The sequence below is a fragment of the Gryllotalpicola koreensis genome (assembly GCF_039538185.1).
GTDB lineage: Bacteria > Actinomycetota > Actinomycetes > Actinomycetales > Microbacteriaceae > Gryllotalpicola > Gryllotalpicola koreensis.
On sequence record NZ_BAABBW010000003.1, the window covers coordinates 66,509 to 86,483 of the forward strand.

At 70.7% G+C, this 19,975-nt stretch carries 18 protein-coding genes; 11 read left to right on the forward strand and 7 right to left on the reverse strand.

From position 1 onward, the window contains the following. Positions 1-3: 3 nt before the first annotated feature. Positions 4-177 (reverse strand): hypothetical protein, encoded by a 174-nt coding sequence (locus ABD708_RS08910; RefSeq protein WP_344753526.1) that lies wholly within the window; start codon positions 175-177, stop codon positions 4-6. Positions 178-416: 239 nt separating this feature from the next. On the opposite strand from ABD708_RS08910, the gene ABD708_RS08915 reads away from it, so the two are divergent. Further along, positions 417-1,457, forward strand: a complete 1,041-nt coding sequence (locus tag ABD708_RS08915; RefSeq protein WP_344753528.1) for a LacI family DNA-binding transcriptional regulator — start codon at positions 417-419, stop codon at positions 1,455-1,457. A gap of 19 nt (positions 1,458-1,476) precedes the next feature. Here ABD708_RS08915 and ABD708_RS08920 read toward each other — a convergent pair whose 3' ends face one another. Continuing rightward, entirely contained in the window at positions 1,477-2,496 is a 1,020-nt protein-coding gene (locus ABD708_RS08920) for a hydroxyacid dehydrogenase (protein ID WP_344753530.1), read from the reverse strand. A 60-nt stretch (positions 2,497-2,556) separates the two neighbouring features. Between ABD708_RS08920 and ABD708_RS08925 the strand changes: the two genes are divergently transcribed. Genes ABD708_RS08925 through ABD708_RS08935 form a run of 3 tightly spaced genes read left to right on the forward strand, consistent with a single transcriptional unit; the run spans position 2,557 to position 5,785 of the window. Further along, positions 2,557-3,711 carry a Gfo/Idh/MocA family protein gene (locus ABD708_RS08925; RefSeq protein WP_344753532.1) on the forward strand — a complete coding sequence of 385 codons (1,155 nt, stop codon included), beginning with the start codon at positions 2,557-2,559 and terminating at the stop codon, positions 3,709-3,711. Continuing rightward, a complete protein-coding gene (locus ABD708_RS08930) occupies positions 3,708-4,913 on the forward strand; it encodes a dihydrodipicolinate synthase family protein (protein ID WP_344753534.1) in 1,206 nt (401 codons plus the stop codon). Before ABD708_RS08925 ends, ABD708_RS08930 begins: the two co-directional genes overlap by 4 nt. Further along, positions 4,910-5,785, forward strand: a complete 876-nt coding sequence (locus tag ABD708_RS08935; RefSeq protein ID WP_344753536.1) for a sugar phosphate isomerase/epimerase family protein — start codon at positions 4,910-4,912, stop codon at positions 5,783-5,785. The genes ABD708_RS08930 and ABD708_RS08935 overlap by 4 nt, the downstream gene beginning before the upstream one ends. 113 nt (positions 5,786-5,898) lie before the next feature. Here the strand turns inward: ABD708_RS08935 and ABD708_RS08940 are convergent, their stop codons facing one another. Beyond that, the gene (locus tag ABD708_RS08940; RefSeq protein ID WP_344753538.1) at positions 5,899-6,870 is read right to left on the reverse strand and encodes an N-acetylglucosamine kinase; all 972 of its coding nucleotides are present in this window, start codon (positions 6,868-6,870) and stop codon (positions 5,899-5,901) included. Positions 6,871-6,980: 110 nt separating this feature from the next. Between ABD708_RS08940 and ABD708_RS08945 the strand changes: the two genes are divergently transcribed. From ABD708_RS08945 to ABD708_RS08970, 6 genes are all read left to right on the forward strand, one after another. Then, a complete protein-coding gene (locus ABD708_RS08945) occupies positions 6,981-7,925 on the forward strand; it encodes a MurR/RpiR family transcriptional regulator (RefSeq protein WP_344753540.1) in 945 nt (314 codons plus the stop codon). Further along, the gene (locus ABD708_RS08950; protein ID WP_344753542.1) at positions 7,922-8,689 is read left to right on the forward strand and encodes a sugar isomerase domain-containing protein; all 768 of its coding nucleotides are present in this window, start codon (positions 7,922-7,924) and stop codon (positions 8,687-8,689) included. The genes ABD708_RS08945 and ABD708_RS08950 overlap by 4 nt, the downstream gene beginning before the upstream one ends. A gap of 75 nt (positions 8,690-8,764) precedes the next feature. Next, complete coding sequence (ngcE, locus tag ABD708_RS08955) at positions 8,765-10,180, forward strand: N-acetylglucosamine/diacetylchitobiose ABC transporter substrate-binding protein (RefSeq protein ID WP_344753543.1); 1,416 nt, start codon at positions 8,765-8,767, stop codon at positions 10,178-10,180. Positions 10,181-10,182: 2 nt separating this feature from the next. Next, the gene (locus ABD708_RS08960; protein ID WP_344753544.1) at positions 10,183-11,241 is read left to right on the forward strand and encodes a carbohydrate ABC transporter permease; all 1,059 of its coding nucleotides are present in this window, start codon (positions 10,183-10,185) and stop codon (positions 11,239-11,241) included. Beyond that, positions 11,238-12,134 carry a carbohydrate ABC transporter permease gene (locus ABD708_RS08965; protein ID WP_344753545.1) on the forward strand — a complete coding sequence of 299 codons (897 nt, stop codon included), beginning with the start codon at positions 11,238-11,240 and terminating at the stop codon, positions 12,132-12,134. Before ABD708_RS08960 ends, ABD708_RS08965 begins: the two co-directional genes overlap by 4 nt. A 133-nt stretch (positions 12,135-12,267) precedes the next feature. Further along, positions 12,268-13,380: a glycerate kinase gene (locus ABD708_RS08970; protein ID WP_344753546.1), complete on the forward strand. Its 1,113-nt coding sequence runs from the start codon at positions 12,268-12,270 to the stop codon at positions 13,378-13,380. 72 nt (positions 13,381-13,452) lie between these two features. On the opposite strand, the gene xylB is transcribed toward ABD708_RS08970, so the two are convergent. The 4 genes from xylB to ABD708_RS08990 all read right to left on the reverse strand — a co-directional run bounded on the left by xylB (position 13,453) and on the right by ABD708_RS08990 (position 18,491). Then, complete coding sequence (gene xylB, locus ABD708_RS08975) at positions 13,453-14,865, reverse strand: xylulokinase (protein ID WP_344753547.1); 1,413 nt, start codon at positions 14,863-14,865, stop codon at positions 13,453-13,455. Between the two features lie 133 nt (positions 14,866-14,998). Continuing rightward, on the reverse strand, positions 14,999-16,189 hold the full coding sequence (gene xylA / locus ABD708_RS08980; RefSeq protein WP_344753548.1) for a xylose isomerase: 1,191 nt from the start codon (positions 16,187-16,189) through the stop codon (positions 14,999-15,001). Further along, positions 16,186-17,451, reverse strand: coding sequence for an endo-1,4-beta-xylanase (locus tag ABD708_RS08985; protein ID WP_344753549.1), 1,266 nt, complete (start codon positions 17,449-17,451; stop codon positions 16,186-16,188). The genes xylA and ABD708_RS08985 overlap by 4 nt, the downstream gene beginning before the upstream one ends. Positions 17,452-17,456: 5 nt before the next feature. Then, entirely contained in the window at positions 17,457-18,491 is a 1,035-nt protein-coding gene (locus ABD708_RS08990; RefSeq protein ID WP_344753550.1) for a LacI family DNA-binding transcriptional regulator, read from the reverse strand. 179 nt (positions 18,492-18,670) lie between these two features. On the opposite strand from ABD708_RS08990, the gene ABD708_RS08995 reads away from it, so the two are divergent. Further along, positions 18,671-19,966 carry an ABC transporter substrate-binding protein gene (locus tag ABD708_RS08995; protein ID WP_344753551.1) on the forward strand — a complete coding sequence of 432 codons (1,296 nt, stop codon included), beginning with the start codon at positions 18,671-18,673 and terminating at the stop codon, positions 19,964-19,966. Positions 19,967-19,975: the final 9 nt, after the last annotated feature.

Consider the following 19,975-nt stretch of genomic DNA (forward strand, 5'->3'; position numbering starts at 1 on the left):
CCGTCACGACAGCCCGAACCGCACCAGGTCGGTTGCACTGATCAGTCCTTTCGCAAGCAGCAGCTGAAGCAGGCCCGCCTGGGACTCGCCCAGGGCGCGCAGCAGCAGTTGCGTGTTGGCGACATTGATGGCGACGGATGCCGCGTCTGCGCGTTCCGCCACGGTGGTGTTCGACATTGCAGGGAGCCTTCCGGATTCCCTTCCCCTCGGTGCGAGATCGTGCCACCGAGAAGGCCCGGCCGGCACCCCCGCGAACGGGTGACAAACGGGGTGTTCTACCCGCTCCGGGTGCGGGCGATGCCGCCCGCGAGTGAGCCGGGAGTGCTGGTCATGGACGAGAAGATGCAGGGAAGCGCTTACCAGAGGGCGCAGCAGCGCGACGATATCTTTCTTGCAGAGCGGGAAGGGGAGACAGGATGGCTCGCGAGGACACCCGGCGGCCGCCCGCGACCCTGCATGACGTCGCGCGCGAGGCCGGCGTCTCGCTTGCGACCGCATCCCGCACGCTGAACGGCAGCACGCGCAAGGTCAACGACGAGTACCGCGCGCGCGTGCTCACCGCGGCCGAAGCTTTGGGCTACGTCCCGAACCTGCAGGCGCAGGCCGTCGCCCGCGGGCGCACCACAACGGTCGGCATCATCGTGGCCGACATCACGGACCCCTACTTCTCGCAGATCGCGGGTGGCATCATCACGGCGACGGATGCCGAGGGCCTGGTCGCCACCATCGGCGTGTCCGGCCGCGACCCCGAGCGCGAGGTGAGGCTGGTCAGCGCGCTGCGGGCGCAGCGGCCGAGCGGCATCGTGCTCGTCGGCAGCCGGGTGGCGGATGCCGAGCTGACGTCGCGGCTCACCTCCCAGCTGCGCGACTTCGAGGCAGAGGGCGGACATGTCGTGCTGGTCTCGCAGGCCGGGCTGCCCTTCGACACGATCGCGTTCGACAACATCGAGGGCGCGGGCGCGCTCGCGCGGCGCCTCGCCGACGCGGGCTATCGCCGGGCCGTCGTGCTCGCCGGGCCCGAGGAGCTGCTGACCTCCCGCGAACGGACCCAGGGATTCATCGAGGGATACGCCGCGGCGGGGCATCCGTCGCCCTCCCTCGAGGCCGTGCACAGCGCGTTCACTCGCGACGGGGGCTACGAGGCGATGGGTCGGCTGCTCGATCAGGACGGCGAGCGGCCGGACCTCGTCTTCGCCGTCAACGACGTGATGGCGGTCGGTGCGATGGCGCGGCTGCGCGACGCCGGTCTCGAGCCGGGCCGCGACGTCGCGGTCGCGGGTTTCGACGACATCGAGACCCTGCGCGACGTGTCACCGGGGCTCACGACGGTGCGGCTGCCGCTCGAGCAGGGCGGTACGACCGCCGTCGAGCTGCTCGTGCGGCGCGCCGCTGCGCCGTCGCTCGTGCGGCTGCCGGCCGAGGTCGTCGTGCGCGCGAGCACGCCCGCGCTGCGCTGAGCCGCGCAGAGCCGACCGCTCACGCGCTGACCTCGAACGCCTCGCTCGAGACCGTGAAGGCGAGCGGCGAGCCCTGCGCGTACCGCTCGAGCTCGTCGAGGGCGGCGTCGGCCATGCGGCTCAGCTCGTTGCCGAGCGAGCCCGCGACATGCGGGGTGAGGAACACGTTGGGCAGGGTGTGGAGAACGGATGCCGCGGGCAGCGGCTCCGGCTCGGTGACGTCGAGGATCGCGTTCAGCCGCCCCGACGCGCACTCGCGCTCGAGCGCCGCCGTGTCCACGAGGCTGCCGCGCGCCGTGTTGATCACCGTCGTGTGATCCGGCAGGGCGGCGAGCTGCGCGGCGCCGATCATCTTCGCCGTCTCCGGCAGCGCCGGCGCGTGCAGCGAGAGCACGTCGACGGCGGGCAGCAGCTCGTCGAGGGTCACGAGCCGGCCCCCGGCCGCCTGCACCTCGGCGGGGTCTGCGTAGGGGTCCGCGACGAGCACCGTCGTCTCCTCGAGCTGCTGCAGCGCTGTCACGACGCGGCGGCCGATCCGCGAGAACCCCACGACCCCGATCGTGCGCCCCCGGTTGCCGAGCTCGCCGAAGCGGGTTGAGGCGCCCCAGCTCTCGGGATCAGCGCGCAGCTGGGCGGCGAGGAACGGGGCGCGCTTGCCCGCCATGATGACGGCCGCGAGGGTGAACTCGGCGACGGGGATCGCGTTGGCGTCCGCGACGGTGGAGGCGAGGATGCCGCGGCGCCAGAACTCCTCCGTCACGAAGGGGCGGATGCTGCCGGCGCTGTGGATCAGGGCTCGCAGCCGCGGCATCCGCTCGAGCCGCTCCGCGGTCAGAAGGGGCGCGCCCCAGCCGGTGAGCAGCACCTCGACCCGGGCGAGCCGCTCGGTCAGCGCCGGGTCGTCGAGGTCGTCGACGACGACCGGATCGTCGAGGAACGCGAGGGTGCGCAGCCGGGCGAGGCGCGGCCCGCCGTACTGGTTCTCGAAGGTTGCGCGGCTCATCGCCGCGAGCACCACGGGCGGCGTCGACTCAGTCATGACGGCCAGCCTATAGTCGGTGCTAGCGTTTTGGTAAACGCTTTCCCAGGAGGTCATCTCATGTCGGCTGAGTCGACGATCGGCATCATCATGAACGGCGTCTCGGGGCGCATGGGGTACCGGCAGCATCTGGTGCGGTCGATCCTCGCGATCCGGGAGCAGGGCGGCGTCACGCTCTCCGACGGGCGCCGGGTGCAGCTCGTGCCGATCCTCGTCGGCCGCCATGAGGACAAGCTGCGCGACATCGCCGCGCGGCACGGCATCGCGGACTGGACGACCGACCTCGACGAGGCACTCGCCGACCCGCGGTGGGACGTGTACGCCGACTTCCTCGTCACCGAGGCTCGCGTGCCCGCGATCACGAAGGCCATCGCCGCGGGCAAGGCGGTCTACACCGAGAAGCCCACCGCCGCGACTTTCGAGGAAGCGCTCGAGCTCGCCCGGCTCGCGAAGGCGGCCGGCGTCAAGAACGGCGTCGTGCACGACAAGCTCTACCTGCCGGGTCTGCGCAAGCTGAAGCGCCTGATCGACGACGGATTCTTCGGGCGCATCCTCTCGGTGCGCGGCGAGTTCGGGTACTGGGTGTTCCCGGGCGACGGCGTGCCCGCCCAGCGCCCCTCGTGGAACTACCGCGCCGAGGACGGCGGCGGCATCGTGCTGGACATGTTCCCGCACTGGAACTACGTGCTCGAGAACCTGTTCGGCCGCGTGGAATCCGTCTACGCCCAGACCGCGACGCACGTTCCCACCCGCTGGGACGAGCGCGGCCGGCCGTATGCCGCCACCGCCGACGACGCGGCCTACGCGATCTTCGGCCTGGCGGGCGGAGTGGTCGCCGAGTTCAACTCCTCGTGGGACGTGAGGGTCAACCGCGACGAGCTGCTCGAGTTGCAGGTCGACGGCACCGAAGGATCGGCGGTCGCCGGGCTGTTCGGCTGCAAGGTGCAACACCGCTCGGCGACGCCCCGCCCGACCTGGAACCCCGACGTCCCCGACCAGCACGACTATGCCGCCGACTGGCACGAAGTCCCGATCACGCAGGAGTTCGAGAACGGCTTCAAGGTGCAGTGGGAGGAGTTCCTGCGCCACGTCGCCGAGGACGCCCCGAACCCCTACGACTTCCTCGCAGGCGCCCGAGGCGTGCTGCTCGCCGAGAAGGGGCTCGAGTCCGCGGCCACGGGCGCCCGCGTCGACCTGCCCGAGGTGACGGTATGAGCGATCTGATCCTGTTGGCGCCCGATGGCGCCGTCACCCGTCAGGAGCTGCGCGCGGCGCCTGCGCTCACGAAGCCGGCCGTGCCGCTGCGCTCCCGCATCGCCTACGCGGCGGCCCACGTGGTGCCCAAGATCCACGCCGACAACACGCCGGGCCGGCCCGCCGACCTCGACTGGGACGCGACCCTCGCCTTCCGCCATCACGTCTGGTCGTGGGGACTCGGCGTCGCCGATGCGATGGACACCGCGCAGCGCAACATGGGCCTCGACCCCGCCGCGACGCGCGAGCTGATCGCGCGCAGCGCTGCCGAGTCGCGCTCGGTGGGCGGCGCGCTCGTCGTCGGAGTCAACACCGACCACGTCGAGGCCGAGCACATCTCGCTCGAGGAGGTCACGGCCGCCTACCTCGAGCAGCTCGCGTTCGCCGAAGAGCAGGGCGCCGGGGTCGTGCTGATGGCCTCCCGACACCTCGCACGAGCCGCCCAGAGAGCCGACGACTACCGCCGCGTCTATGATCGCGTGCTCGAGCGGGCGCAGGCGCCCGTCGTGCTGCACTGGCTGGGCGAGGCGTTCGACCCGGTGCTGAGGGGGTATTTCGCCGGACGGAGTGGGCAGAGCACGGATGCCTCGGCTGCGGCATCCGTTCTCATCGATGTCATCGCGGCGAACCCCGAGAAGGTCGCCGGCGTCAAGATGAGCCTGCTCGATGCCGGCGCGGAGATCGCGGTGCGCGCGCGGCTGCCGAAGACGGCGCGCATGTTCACGGGCGACGACTTCAACTACGTCGGGCTCATCGGCGGCGACGGATCCGAGCAGCCGGGGCAGTACTCCGACGCCCTGCTCGGCGCCTTCGCGCCGCTCGCGCCGCTCGCGTCCGCCGCCATCCAGCGGCTCGACGCGGGCGACCGCGACGGCTACTTCGCGGTGCTCGGGCCGAGCGAGGAACTGTCGCGGCAGGTGTTCGCCGCGCCCACGTTCTACTACAAGACCGGCGTCGCCTTCATGTCCTGGCTGAACGGCCACCAGCCCGGCTTCCAGCTCGTCGGCGGCCTGCACGCGGCGCGCTCGCTGCCGCACCTCTCCGAGATCGTGCGGCTCGCGAACGCGGCTGGCGCGCTCGAGGACCCCGAGCTCGCGGCCGCGCGGTGGAACGCGTTCCTTTCGGTCTCGGGCGTCGAGGTGCCGAGGGTCGTGCTGCTGTGAGCGCGCACCCGCGGCCCCCTCACCAGAGGCTCAGCCTGAACCAGGCGACCATCAAGTACGCCTCGCTCGCCGAGGCGCTCGACGTCGCCCGGGCCGCCGGCTACGCCTCGTTCGGCGCCTGGCGGGAGCCCGTCGCCGAGGTCGGGCTCGCGCGGGCGGTGGAGCTCGTCACGGCATCCGGGCTGCGCCTCTCCTCGCTCTGCCGCGCGGGATTCTTCACGGCGCCGCCCGGAGCCGCGCGCCAGGCCGTGCTCGACGACAACCGCCGCGCGATCGACGAGACGGCCGCGCTCGCCGCGGCCGGGGCGCCCGGATCGCGCGCGGTGCTTGTGCTCGTCGCCGGCGGCCTGCCGGAGGGCGATCGCGACCTCGTCGGGGCGCGCTCGCGCGCGGCGGAGGCGATCGCCGAGCTCGCGCCCGTCGCCCGCGCGGCGGGGGTGACCCTCGCGATCGAGCCGATGCACCCCATCTTCGCCGCCGACCGCGGCGTCGTCTCGACGCTGGGGCAGGCCCTCGACCTCGCCGAGCTCGTCGGCCCCGAGATCGGCGTCGTCGTCGACACCTATCACGTCTGGTGGGACCCGCAGCTGCCCGCGCAGCTCGCGCGGGCCGGGGCATCCGGCCGCATCGCGAGCTTTCAGGTGTGCGACTGGATGACGCCGCTGTCAGCCGACTCCTTGCTGTCGCGCGGGTACATGGGTGACGGGCACATCGACTTCGCCGCGATCACGCGGATGGTGACGGATGCCGGCTACGACGGTGACATCGAGGTCGAGATCTTCCGGCAGGAGATCTGGGACGCCCCGTACGCCGAGGTCGCGGCCCGCGCCGCTGCCGCGTTCGAGGCGACGGTGGCGCCGTCTCTTCCCTGACCGCCCCGCCCCCGGTGGTCGAGTAGGCGACGAAGTCGCCGTATCGAGACCCCTTTGCGGCGAGGAAGGGTCTCGATACGCCGCTGCGCGGTTACTCGACCACCGGTGGCCGGTCAGCGCAGGGCGCTGAGCGTGCGCACGATGCGGGCGAAGACCGACTCGTCGACGGTGACGGATGCCTGCTGCAGCGCGATCACCGCGGCGCCGACCGCCCCGTCCTCGACCCGGTGCACCTCGGGCGCCGCGATGCGCGCCACAAGAGCCTCGTGTCGAACCAGTGTGCCGCCGCCGAGCACGACAGGACCCATGACCGCGGGGTCGGCGACGGCCTCGAGGGCGTGCAGGAGGGCGTCGGCAGCATCCCGCACGATGCCGTCGGCGACGGCATCGCCCGCGGCGGCGAACGCGAGCTGCGCGAAGCGGGACAGCTCGACGGGGCGCCCGGCGTAGAGCAGCTCGATCAGCCTCTGCAGCACCGCCGGCCGACCCTGGTGCAGGGCGCCGTCGTCGCGCAGGCCGAGCTCGGCGAGCAGCGCGGCGGTCAGCGCGGTGCGCGGGCCACGCCGGTCGAGATCGGCCGCGACGGCCCGCGCGACGCGATGGCCGACCCAGAACCCCGAGCCGTCGTCGCCGAGCAGCCAGCCGAGCCCATCCGCGGTACGGGCGACCTCGCCGCCTTCCACGCGCACGGCGGTCGCGCCGGTGCCGGCGACGAGGGCATAGCCGTCGGGCCGCCAGGTGCCCGAGCAGAAGGTCGCGAGCAGGTCGGGCGCGAACGCGAACCGTGCCCGCACGCCGAGCGGCGCGAGCCCGGCCGCGAACAGTTCGGTGCCCGACAGCGCGCTGGCGCCCGCCATCGCGAGCAGCACGCTTCCGACGTCGGCGGCGGTCGACCCCGCCGCCGCGTGGGCCTGTCGCAGCGCGGTCTCGGCTGCCTCGGCCACCGAGCGGGCGGCCAGCGCGGCGCCGGCCGAGATGGGGTTGCCGCTCGCGGCGCGGCCGTAGCCGAGGCATCCGCCCGACTCGTCGACGACGACGCAGCGCGTGCTCGTGCCGCCCGCGTCGACGGCGAGGTGGATCGTCATCTGTTACCCACTCGTGACATTTTCGTGATTGCCGCCGTAACACGTCTGCGAATAGTTTTCATGCCAATATCCCGAAGCTGACATGGATTTTCAATGACAGGAACTCTCCGGTGACCGAGACCGCGGCACCATCGAAGCACAGCACGGACGGATTCGGCGTGAGCAGCCGAATCCAAGCCGCGCTGCCGGAGATGTCTGCCGCCATGGCGAAGATCGGCGCCCTGCTGCTCGAGAACCCCGCCGCCCCGCTCGAGCTCTCGATCACCGAGCTCGCCCAGCAGGCCGGCACCTCGCCCGCCACCGTCACCCGCTTCTGCCGGCTGATCGGCTACGCGGGCTACCCGCCGCTGCGCGTCGGCGCGGCCGCCGACCTGGGGCGCTCCAGCGCCGAGACCTGGCAGTCCGACATCGGCCGCGCCTTCGACCCCGCCGACAGCGTGGTCGAGGTGCTGAACGCCCTCGTCAGCTCGCACACCTCGGCGCTCCAGACGACCGCGGCGCGGCTCGACCGCGAGGCCGCCGAGCGGGCGGCGGCCGCCATCGCGCGCAGCGACCACGTCGACATCTACGGCATCGGCGGCAGCGCGGTGCTCGCCGCCGAGCTGCAGGCGCGGCTCTACCGCATCGGGCTCAACGCCCACATGTGGAGCGAGGTGCACGAGGGTCTCACGAGCGCCGCCATCCAGGGCCCAGGCACCGTGGCGATCGGCATCTCGAACACGGGCCGCACCGGCGAAACGCTCGAGATGCTCTCGCTCGCCCGCTCGACCGGGGCTCTCGCGGTGGCGATCACGGGCAACCCGGATTCGCCCCTGGCATCCGTCGCCGACTATCACCTGACCGCCTTCGCCGCCGACGCCTACCTGCAGCCGGACGACCTGTCCGCCAAGCACGCGCAGCTGCTCGCGATCGACCTGCTCTACCTGCTGGTCGCCCAGCAGGATTTCTCGCGGACGACCGCGAAGCTCGCGGCATCCGCCGCGGCCGTGGCACCTCACCGGCGCTCGCTGCGCGGCAGCGGACGCACCGCAGCGAAAGGACGCACTGCTTCATGACCGATCTCGCCACCGACCTCTTCGCCGACTTCCAGCGGCAGGCGACCTCGCGCATCGACGCGCTCACCGAGTCCGCGCGCGCCGGAGCGCTCGACGCGGCGATCGAGCTGCTCGCCGGCTCACTGCAGAACGGGGGAGTGCTGCAGGCCTTCGGCACCGGGCACTCGCAGGCCTTCGCGATGGAGATCGCAGGGCGCGCGGGCGGCCTGATCCCGACGCACTCGCTGGCCCTGCGCGACCTCGTGCTGCTCGGGAAGCGACCGCTGGAGGTGCTGCACGGCGGGCTGCTGGAGCGCGACGACAGCGTGGTCGACGACCTGTGGTCGCTCTACGACTTCCAGCCGGCCGACGTCTTCCTGATCGCCTCGAACTCTGGGGTGAACGGCTCCATCGTGGGGCTCGCGCTCAAGGCGAAGGCCGAGGGGCACGCCGTGATCGCCGTGACAAGCCTCGCGCACACGAACGCCGTGACGCCGAAGCATCCGAGCGGCAAGCGTCTCTCCGAGGTCGCCGACGTCGTCATCGACAACCTGGCCCCCTACGGCGACACCACCCTCGAGCTGCCCGGCGGGCTCGGCGTCGGAGCCGTGTCGTCGATCACCGCTGCGTTCATTGCGCAACTGCTCACCATCGGCGCCGCCGAGCGCGTCCAGGCGGCCGGCGAGGTGCCGCCCCTGTTCATCTCGGCCAACATCCCGGAGGGCGACGTGCACAACCGCGCCCTGCAGGACCGCTACGGCGACCGGATCGGCCACCTCGCATGACCTCAGATCGCACCACGCAACGCACCACCCACGCACACCCATCAACCCCTGATCACGAGTGAAAGGCAGGCAATGATGTCTGAAGAACCAGGCCGTCTGAACCGCCGCACCTTCGTCCGCGGCGCACTGGCCACCACGGTGTTCCTGCCGCTGGCAGGCGCGCTTGCGTCCTGCGCCGCACCGAGCGGCGGCGGTGACAACAGCAGCAAGTCCGGAAGCAAGAGCGCGAAGAATCCGTTCGGCCTCGCCGACACGGCCACGGTCGAGGCCGTGATCTTCAACGGCGGCTACGGCTACGACTACGTGTCGTTCGCCGCGCAGCAGGCCAAGAAGCAGTTCCCGAAGGCGACGTTCAAGGTGAGCCCGTCGACGCAGATCGCGCAGCAGCTGCAGCCGCGCTTCGTCGGCGGCAACCCGCCGGACCTGATCGACAACTCCGGTGCGGGCAACATCGGCTTCAACACGATCCTCGATCAGCTCTCGACCCTCGACGACGTCTTCGAGGCGGACAACTACGAGGGCACGAAGATCGCCGACACGCTCTACCCGGCCGTCAAAGTGCCCGGCACCTTCTCGGGCAAGTTCGTCGCGATCAACTACGTCATGACCGTCTACGGCATGTGGTACTCGGCGTCGCTCTACGAGGAGAACGGCTGGACCCCGCCGAAGACGTGGGACGAGGCGCTCGACCTCGGCGCCAAGGCGAAGGCCGCCGGCAAGTACCTGTTCGTCTGGGGCAAGGAGGCCGCCACCTACTACCTCACCATGGCGCTCGACTCGGCGATCAAGGAAGGCGGCGACCAGGTGCGCCTCGACCTCGAGAACCTGAAGCCCAAGGCGTGGTCGGCTCCCGAGATCCAGAGCGTCTTCAAGGCGCTCGAGACTGCGGTGAAGAACGGCTACTTCGTGCCGGGCGGCGCGGGCACGCAGTTCACGGCGGCGCAGGCCAAGTGGAGCAACGACGAGCAGGCGATCCTCTACCCCTCGGGCGGCTGGATCGAGAACGAGATGAAGAAGGCCACCAAGGACGGCTTCAAGATGACCGGCGCGCCCACGCCGACCGTCACGTCGAGCTCGAAGCTGCCCTATGAGGCGCTGCGCTCGGCAGCAGGCGAGCCGTACATCGTGCCGAAGGAGGGCAAGAGCCCGGCCGGCGGCAAGGAGCTGTTGCGTGCGATGCTCTCGAAGGAGGCCGCGACCAACTTCTCGAAGACCCGGCTCGCGCCGACGATCGTGAAGGGCCTCGTGCCCGACGACGGCTTCGGCTCGACCGCGCTCGTGTCGCAGACCAAGATGCTGGATGCGGCAGGCGACAACGTCTTCAACTACCAGTTCCTCGACTACTACGGCATGAACCAGGACCAGCTCGTGGTCTGGAACTCCTTCCTGTCCGGCCAGACCGATACCGCAGGCCTCACCAAGGGCATGCAGGACATCAGCGACAAGGTCGCCGCCGACTCCTCGGTCACCAAGCTCAAGGTGACGAGCTGAGCATGACGAGCACCTCGACGACGTCGGGCGGCGCACCCGCGGCCGCCCGACGTCGCCGGCCTCGGCCGAGCTGGAATCGGATCAGCTTCATGCTGGTCTTCCTCATCCTGCCTCTGGCGATCTTCGTGATCTTCGTGGTCTCGCCGTTCGTGCAGGCGCTGTACTACTCGATGACCGACTGGACCGGCTTCTCGCCCAACATGAACTTCGTCGGCTTCGCGAACTTCGTGAAGCTGTTCCAGGACACGACGTTCCTCAAAGCGCTGCGCAACAACGCCCTGCTCGCCCTTGTCGTGCCCTTCGTCACGATCGTGCTCGCGCTCGCCATCGCGATCGTCGTCACGGTCGGCGGTCCGAGCAGGGGCACGATCCGCGGCATCCGCGGCGCCGGCTTCTACCGCGTGATCTCGTTCTTCCCCTACTGCGTGCCCGCGATCGTGATCGGCCTCATCTGGGCGCAGGTCTACGACCCCGCCGCCGGATTGCTGAACGGATTCCTCACCGGAATCGGCCTGAGCGGGTTCGAGAACTTCGCGTGGCTCGGCGAGGTCGCGACGGCGATGCCCGCCTCGATGTGGGTCATCATCTGGAGCTTCATCGGCTTCTACACCGTGCTGTTCGTCGCCGCGATCAAGGGCGTGCCCGCCGAGCTGCTCGAGGCCGCCCGCATCGACGGCGCCGGCCGCTTCCGCACGGCGATCTCGATCACCATCCCGATGATCCGCGACAACGTGCAGACGGCGTATATCTACCTCGGCATCGCGGCGCTCGACGCCTTCGTCTACATGCAGGCCCTGAACTCCGGCGGCGGGCCGAACAACTCGACGCTCACCATGAGCCAGGAGCTGTTCACCGTCGCCTTCCGCAAGGGGCAGTTCGGTTACGCGACCGCGATGGGGGTCGTGCTCGCCGCCGTCACCCTGCTGTTCGCGGCGCTCGTGTTCACGGTGAACCGGCTCACGGGGGGAGGCGACGACTCCCGCCGCGCGACGAGGACCACCCCCGCGCCCGCTGCGCCCTCCGCCGCCGCAGGCGGCCCGATCCCCGGAGCACGAGTATGACCGCCGCCACCTCCACCGAAGGCGCCGTCACGACGCGACTGCGCCTCAGCACTCGCCGTGCGAACCGGGGCGACGCGGCGGTGGCATCCGTCTCCCACGTCCTGCTCGTGGTGTGGGCGATCATCGTCGTCGTGCCGTTCCTGTGGGTGTTCCTCTCGTCATTCAAGACGACGAAGGAGATCTTGGCGTCGCCGTTCTCGCTGCCCTCCCACTGGCAGTTCCAGAACTACGTGAACGCCTGGACGAGCGCCGGCATCGGCCGCTTCTTCCTCAACACGGTCATCGTCGTCGGCTTCGCCCTCATCATCGTGATGCTGCTCGGCGCGATGTGCGCCTATGTGCTGGCGCGGTTCTCGTTCCCCGGCAACCGCGTCATCTACTACGCGATGCTCGCGGGCCTCACCTTCCCGGTGTTCCTCGCGATCGTGCCGCTGTTCTTCATCCTGCGGAACTCCGGGCTGCTCAACACGCTGCCCGGCCTGATCCTCACCTATGTGGCGTTCGCGCTGCCGTTCACGGTGTTCTTCCTGTACTCCTTCTTCAAGCAGCTGCCCGACGACATCTACGAGGCGGCGCTCATCGACGGGGCGGGGGACTGGCGCGCCTTCTTCCAGGTGATGCTGCCGATGGCGCGCCCCGGGCTGGCATCCGTCGCGATCTTCAACTTCCTCGGCCTGTGGAACCAGTTCCTGCTGCCGGTCGCGCTGAACACCGACCAGAGCAGGTACGTGCTCACCCAGGGCATGGCGTCGTTCGCCTCGCAGGCGGGCTACGCCGTGGACTTCGGCGCGCTGTTCGCCGGGGTGGTCATGACGGTCGTGCCGGTGCTCGTCGTATACGTCATCTTCCAGCGCACGCTCGAGGGGTCGGTCGCGGCGGGCACGTTCCGGTAGCCGCCCGCGCAGCGCCCCCGAGGGGTGCGTTCGGGCTGCGCACTCGCGGCGCAGGCGACCCCGACGCACCCCTCGGGTGTGTTCAGCTCGGACCTGAGTCCGGCTGAGCCCCGGGGCGCGGCAGACTGGTTGCGTGCGTCTTGTCATTGCCCCCGACTCGTTCAAGGGCTCCCTGACCGCCCGCGAGGCTGCGGAGGCGATCCGCGACGGCTGGCTCTCGGTGCGGCCCGGCGACGACATCGCGCTCGCCCCCATGGCCGACGGCGGCGAGGGCAGCCTCGACGCCTTCGAGGCCGCCGTTCCCGGCGCCCGCCGCGAGCCGGTGATGGCCGTCGGCCCCGATGATCAGCCCGTGCTCGCCCGCTGGCTGCGCCTGCCGCCGACGCCGGGCCTGCCCGGCGGCACCGGCGTCGTCGAGCTCGCCGCGACGAGCGGGCTCACCCTGATGCGCTCGGGGCTGCGCCCCTTCGACGCGCACACCTTCGGACTCGGCCAGGCGATCAGGGCCGCGCTCACGCTCGGCGTCTCGCGGCTGCTGATCGCGGTCGGCGGCAGTGCGTCGACAGACGGCGGGGTCGGCGCGCTGACCGCGATGGGGGCGCGGCTGACGGATGCCGCAGGCGCCCCGGTGCCGTACGGCAATCTCGGCGCGGGGAAGGTCGCCCGCGTCTCCTTCGACGGGGCCGTGCCGCTGCCGGCCGCCGGCGCCGTCGTGCTCACCGATGTCGACAACCCGCTGCTCGGGCCACGCGGGGCGGCCGCCGTGTTCGGACCGCAGAAGGGCGCATCATCGGATGCCGCGGTGCGCGCGCTCGAGGGGAACCTCGCATCGCTCGCCGCCGTGGTCCCCGACGGCGCGCGGCTTGCGGAGACACCGGGGGCGGGCGCCGCGGGCGGCGTCGCCTTCGGCCTGCTCGCCTGGGGCGCGACCCTGTCGCCGGGGGCGCCCGCCGTCGCCGAGGCGCTGCAGCTCGCCGACACGATCGCCGGCGCCGACCTCGTCATCACGGGGGAGGGCCGCTTCGACGGGCAGTCCGAGGCGGGCAAGGCCCCGACGCAGGTCGCCGCGCTCGCGCGCGCCGCAGGGGTGCCGACGGCGCTCGTGGCGGGCGCGATCCAGGCATCCGTCGACGCGTTCTCCGCCTCCGCCTCCCTCACGGACCTGGCGGGATCGACGGATGCCGCGCTCGCCGAGCCCGCCCGCTGGGCGCGCGCCGCGGGCGCAGCGCTCGCCGGCGCCCGCTGACCCCCGTTCGGGTGCTTAATGCAAGATATCCCCAGGTGTGGAACACCTGAGGATATCTCGTTTACGAAACCGTTACTTCAGCAGCTCGTCCGCGTAGCGGTGGTACTGCGCGGCGATCTCCGGCCGGAAATCGGGGGCGGGGGATGCCGCCATCGAGACCGCCCACGAGGGGCGCTCGCCGGTGAGTGCCCAGGCGGCCTGCACCGCGCCGCCGTCGGCGACGTACTCGCCCGGCTCGGGGATGACGACCGGAGCGTCGAACACCTGCGCCGCGACCGTCTGCACCGCCGGGTTCTGCGCGGCGCCGCCGATGAGCAGCACGCGACCGACCTCGACACCGACGCCGCGCACCGCGTCGAGCCCGGCGCCGAGGCCCGAGAGCATGCCCTCGATCGAGGCGCGCGCGAGGTTCTCGCGCGTCGTCGACGCGATCGACAGCCCATGCAGCGAGGCCTTCGCCTCGGGCAGGTTGGGGGTGCGCTCGCCCTCGAAGTACGGCACGAGCACGACGCCGCCGCTGCCAGGCTCGGCGGCCAGCGCCAGCGCGGCGAGCTCGTCGAAGTCGACCCCGAGCAGCTTCGAGGTCGAGACGAGCACGCGCGCGGCGTTCAGGGTCACGACGATGGGCAGGAAGTGCCCGGAGGCGTCGGCGAAGCCGGCGACCGTGCCGCTCGGGTCGGCGCTCGGCTGGTCGGCGACCGCGAACACGGTTCCTGAGGTGCCGAGCGAGACGACGACGTCACCTGAGGCCGCGCCGAGGCCCAGGGCGGCCCCCGCATTGTCGCCGGCGCCGGGGCCCACGAGCACGCCCGCCGGAGTCTTCCCCGCGGCCTCGCCCGGGCCGAGCACGCGCGGCAGCACCACATCGCGGCGGCCGAGCGCCCGCTCGAGCAGCTCGAGGTCGTAGTCGTCGGTGAACGGCGACCAGTACGCGGTGCCTGAGGCGTCGGAGCGGTCGGTCACGAGCTTGTCCAGTTGCGGCCCGAGCTCGGACTCGCTCTCTGGGCCGTAGCCGAGCAGGCGCCAGGTCAGCCAGTCGTGCGGCAGTGCGACGGCGGCGACGCGGGCTGCGTTCTCGGGCTCGTTGTCGGCCAGCCAGCGCAGCTTGGTCGCGGTGAACGAGGCGACCGGCACGAGGCCGGCGCGCGCGGCGTAGGCATCCGCCCCGATCTCCTCGGTCAGCGCGGCGGCTGCACCGGCCGAGCGGGTGTCGTTCCACAGCAGGGCGTCGCGGATGACGCGGCCGTCGGCGTCGAGCACGACCATGCCGTGCTGCTGCCCCGCGATCGAGATCGAGGCGACGTCGCCGAGTCCGCCCGCGGCCGCGATCGCCTCGTTCAGCGCGGACCACCACGCGGCCGGATCGACCTCGGTGCCGTCGGGGTGCGCGGCGCGACCGCTGCGCACGAGCGCACCGGTCTCGAGGTCGCGGATCACGACCTTGCAGGACTGCGTCGACGAGTCGACGCCGGCGACGAGGGTCATGGGGGAAGCCTTTCAGAACTTCACCGCTGGTCGAGCAGCCCGGCGGCGCCGGGCGTATCGAGAGCCTTCTCGCAGTGGGAAGGGTCTCGATACGCGCCTGCGGCGCTACTCGACCGGCGTGGGTGTGAGGTGCTTAGCGCGCGCCGAGCAGGTGCTCGGTGGCCAGCTGCTGGATGCGGACGAAGCCGAAGCCCTTGCCGCCGAGGTAGGCGTCGGTGTCGAAGTCCTCCCACGCGGTGCGGTCGGCCTTGAGCGACTCGATGGTCTCGCCCTCGTTGAGGGTGTTCTTCTCGAGCTCGAAGACCTTGGCGGCCTCGAGCGCCTCCTGCACCTCGGGGTCGGCGCGGAAGGCCGCGGCGCGCTCCTTGAGCAGCAGGTAGGTCTGCATGTTGGCCTTGGCCGAGTCCCACACGCCGGTCTCGTCCTCGGTGCGGCTCGGCTTGTAGTCGAAGTGGCGGGGGCCGGTGTAGGCCTGGCCGCCGCCCACGCCGCCGTTCTCGAGCAGGTCGACCAGCGCGAACGCGTTGTGCAGGTCGCCGTGGCCGAAGGCCAGGTCCTGGTCGTACTTGATCGAGCGCTGGCCGTTCAGATCGATGTGGAAGAGCTTGCCGTGGTACAGCGCCTGGGCGACTCCCGAGGTGAAGTTCAGGCCGGCCATGGTCTCGTGGCCGACCTCGGGGTTGAGGCCGACGAGCTCGGGGTGCTCGAGCGAGTCGATGAACGCGATCGCGTGGCCGAGCGTCGGCAGCAGGATGTCGCCGCGGGGCTCGTTCGGCTTCGGCTCGATCGCGAACTTGATGTCCCAGCCCTGCGAGAGCACGTAGTCGCCGAGGAAGTCCACGGCCTCCTTGTAGCGCGCGAGCGCGGCCTGGATGTTCTTGGCGCCGTCGTACTCCGCGCCCTCGCGGCCGCCCCACATGACGAAGGTCTTCGCGCCGAGCTCGACGCCGAGCTCGAGCTGGCGCAGGATCTTGCGGATCGTGTAGCGGCGCACGGCGCGGTCGTTCGAGGTGACTCCGCCGTCCTTGAACACGGGGGCCGAGAAGGTGTTGGTCGTGACCATCGGCACGATGAGGCCGGTGTCGGCGAGCACCTTCTTGAGGCGCTCGATGTAGGAGTCGCGCTCAGCGTCGCTCGAGCCGAACGGGAAGAGGTCGTCGTCGTGGAACGTGAGGCCGTAGGCGCCGAGCTCGGCGAGTTTCTCGACCACGTGCTCGATCTCCAGGTGGCCGCGCGTCGGGCCGCCGAACGGGTCGGTGCCGTTGTAGTTCACGGTCCACAGGCCGAACGAGAACTTGTCCTCGCGGGTAGGGGTGAGAGTCATGATGCGTGCCCTTCAACTTCCATGGTGAGGTGGACAGTTTGATTTTGTTGTTGCGATAAACATATCGCGGATCGAGCCGAACTTCCACCGGGGCTCAGCTCGTAGTCCCCTGCGAATCCGCGCAGGCCGAGACGTCCGTCGGCGTCGGTGCGCACCGTCGTCTCGGGCAGCCACCACTCGCCCTTGATGAGCGCGTGCAGCGCGTCGTACCCCGGCTTCTTCGAGCCGTCCGCGCGCAGGAGCCCGATGGGCGCGCCGAGCCAGGCCCCGGCATCCGTCATGCCCCAATAGGTGATCGCCTCGACCTGGGGATGCCCGACGAGCGAGCGGTAATGCCGCACGAGCTCGTCCGCCTGGCGGGCCTCGCCCTCCTCCGTCGAGGGCCACGAGGGGATCTGATAGTCGTTGAGGTCGCGGATCTCCGGCGGCATCAGGTGGCCGGAGACCAGCGAGGTCTCGGTGAGGTGCAGCGGCAGCCCGTAGCGCGCGAAGCGGTCGACCATGGCGAGCATCGTCTCCTCGCCCCAGTAGCCCTGGTGCATGTGGGTCTGAAGGCCGATGGCATCGATACGGATGCCTGCCTCGAGCACCCCTTCGATGAGGCACTCGTACGCGCTGGACAGATCGAAGTCGTTGAGCAGCAGCGTCGCATGCGGGTTCGCCGCCCGCGCCTCCTCGAATGCCATGCGGATCATCGCGATGCGGCCCTTCGCGCGGGCGAGCGGCGTGATCGCGTTGTCGCCGTTGTCGAAGACGGGCATGATGACGACCTCGTTGATCGCGTCCCACGTGTCGATCAGGCCGGCGAAGTCGCTCACCTCGCGGCGGATGCGGGCGCGCTGCAGCCGCTCCACCTCGTCGAGCGGGCGGCCGAGCAGCCAGTCGGGCTGCACGGTGTGCCAGACGAGCGGATGCCCCTTGAGCGCCACGCCGCGAGCGCGCAGGTACCCGGCGGCGGCGCGCAGCCGCGCGGTGTCGGGCTCGCCCTCGCGCGGCTCGAAGCGGCCCCAGTAGAACGGCAGCGTCGCCCAGTTGAAGAGCTCTGCGTAGAGGTCGGCGAGCTCGGCATCCCCTGGGACGCCTTCGCCGTTCGCAACCCGGATAACGTCGAAGCCGATGTTCCCGAACCCGAACGCATGCCGGGTCTGTGCGACGACGACCTCGGTGTCGGCGAGCGGGTTCCCGCTCTGGTCGCTCAGGGTCACGACCGCTTCCCCGACGCGGTGGGCGGGCCCGCCGGCAGGGTTGGACGCGAACTGCATGTGTGTTACCTCGTGAGTGGCGGCGCCGTGCTCTCGCGCACGACGAGAGAGCCGAGCAGGTGCTCGTGGCGGCGGCCGTTCTCACCGCCGGTGAGCTGCTCCATCAGCATCCGGAATGCCTCGGCGCCCATGGCGTGCAGCGGTTGGGCGAAGGTGGTGAGCTGCGGCTCCGAGCGGCCGGCTTCGGGGATGTCGTCGAAGCCGATGATTGACACATCCTCGGGCACGCGCAGCCCGAGTTCCTGGGCGGCGGCGATCGCGCCGAGGGCCGAGAGGTCGTTGGCGGCGAAGATCGCCGTCGGGGGCTCTGTCCGGTCGAGCAGGTCGAGCGTGCGCTCGCGCCCCTCCTTGCGCCGGTACTCGCCGTCGAGCACGAGGTCGGGGTCGAAGTCGATGCCCGCCGCCTCGAGCGACGCGCGGTAGCCCTGCTCGCGCAGATGGGACGACTCGAGGTCGGTGCGGCCGCGCAGGTGGGCGATGCGGGTGTGCCCGAGCGAGAGCAGGTGGTCGGTGACGGCGCGGGCGCCGCCGATGTTGTCGGAGTCCACCGTCGCCGGGCCGCCGCGGCCGGTGTGCGGGTCGATCGCGACCACCGGAACGGAGGTCTCTGGCATGAGCACGGTCGGCGTCACGAGGATCGCCCCGTCGATCAGCGTGCCGGCGAGGCGCGACAGGGAGCGGCGCTCCCAGCCGTCGCGCGGCGAGTCCTCCGCCCAGCCGGCGTAGGCGAGCAGCTCGTAGCCCGTTCCGTGCGCGGCGGAGCCGATGCCCTTGAGCAGCTCGGCCGAGTACGGCTCGAATTCGGTGATCAGCACGCCGATGACATTGGTCTTGCTGCGCCGCAGGCTCGCGGCGATGAGGGAGGTCTCGTAGCCGAGCTCGGTGACGACCGCCATCACGCGCTCGTAGGTCGCGGGGGCGACGCCGTAGCGGCCGTTCATGACCTTCGACACCGTGGCGACGGAGACGCCTGCGGCGCGCGCGACGTCGGTGATCGTCACCCGTCCCAGGACGGGGGGGACGCCGGCATCCACGCTCATGACAAGAACCGTACTCCAGGCCGAAGGTCACTCCCAGCCACAGCGAGTAGATGTATAAAACGTTATCGACAACGTTTGACAAACGGCGTCACGATCACGGATGCTTTTAGCCGCGGTCGCAACAAATTCCGCTCAATCACCACAGCGTCAATGACGACAACACAAAGGAGTTTCCTTCGATGATGAGGAAAGCAACGGGCGCGGCGGTCGTCGCGCTCGGCCTGGGCGTGGCCCTGGCTGCCACGGGCTGCGCAGGCGGCTCGTCGAACAACGGTTCGTCTTCCAACGGCGGCAAGGTCACCCTGACCGTCTGGGACAACTCGACGACCGGCCCCGGTGCGCAGTACTTCGAGGACGCGGCAAAGGCGTTCCACGCGGCGCACCCGAACGTGACCGTCAAGGTCCAGTCGATCCAGAACGAGGACCTGGACGGCAAGCTCCAGACCGCGCTCAACGCCAACTCGGCGCCCGACATCTTCCTGCAGCGCGGTGGCGGCAAGATGCAGGCGGAGGTCGACGCTGGGCAGCTGCAGGCGCTCGACCTCTCCGACGCCGCCAAGAAGAACGCGGGCGCCGCGGCGCTCGCCGGCGAGTCGATCGACGGCAAGGTCTACGCCGTGCCGCTCGACTTCCTGCCCGAGGGTATCTACTACAGCAAGGACCTGTTCAAGCAGGCCGGCATCACCTCGACCCCGACCACGATCGCCGAGCTCGAGGCCGATGTCGCCAAGCTGAAGGGCATCGGCGTCGCGCCGATCGCCGTCGGCGCCAAGGACGCCTGGCCCGCCGCCCACTGGTACTACAACTTCGCCATCCGCGAGTGCAGCCAGGACGTGCTGAACAAGACCGCCAAGGACCTCAAGTTCGACGACAAGTGCTGGACCACCGCCGGCCAGGACCTCGCGTCGTTCCTCAAGACCGACCCGTTCAACGACGGCTTCCTGACCACCGCCGCCCAGCAGGGCGCCGGCTCGTCGGCCGGTCTGCTCGCCAACCACAAGGCGGCCATGGAGCTCATGGGCGGTTGGGACCCGGGTGTGATCGCGTCGCTGACGCCTGACCAGAAGCCGCTCCCCGACCTCGGCTGGTTCCCGTTCCCCTCGGTCGAGGGCGGCAAGGGCGACCCGAGCGCGCTCCTCGGCGGCATCGACGGCTACTCCGTCTCGAAGAACGCCCCCAAGGAGGCGACCGAGTTCCTCGAGTTCCTCGTGACGAAGGACCAGCAGGAGGCCTACGCCAAGGCGTTCCAGTCGATCCCCGTCAACAAGGAGGCGCAGGAGGTCGTGACCGACTCGTACAACGTGTCGGCTCTGCAGGCCTTCAACAAGGCGGCCTACGCCTCGCAGTACCTCGACACCCTCTACGGCCAGAACGTCGGCAACGCGATGAACACCGCGGTCGTCAATCTGCTCGCGGGCAAGGGCAGCGCGGCGGACATCGTCAAGGACACCAACGCGGCAGCGGCGAAGGGCTGAGTAGCAACA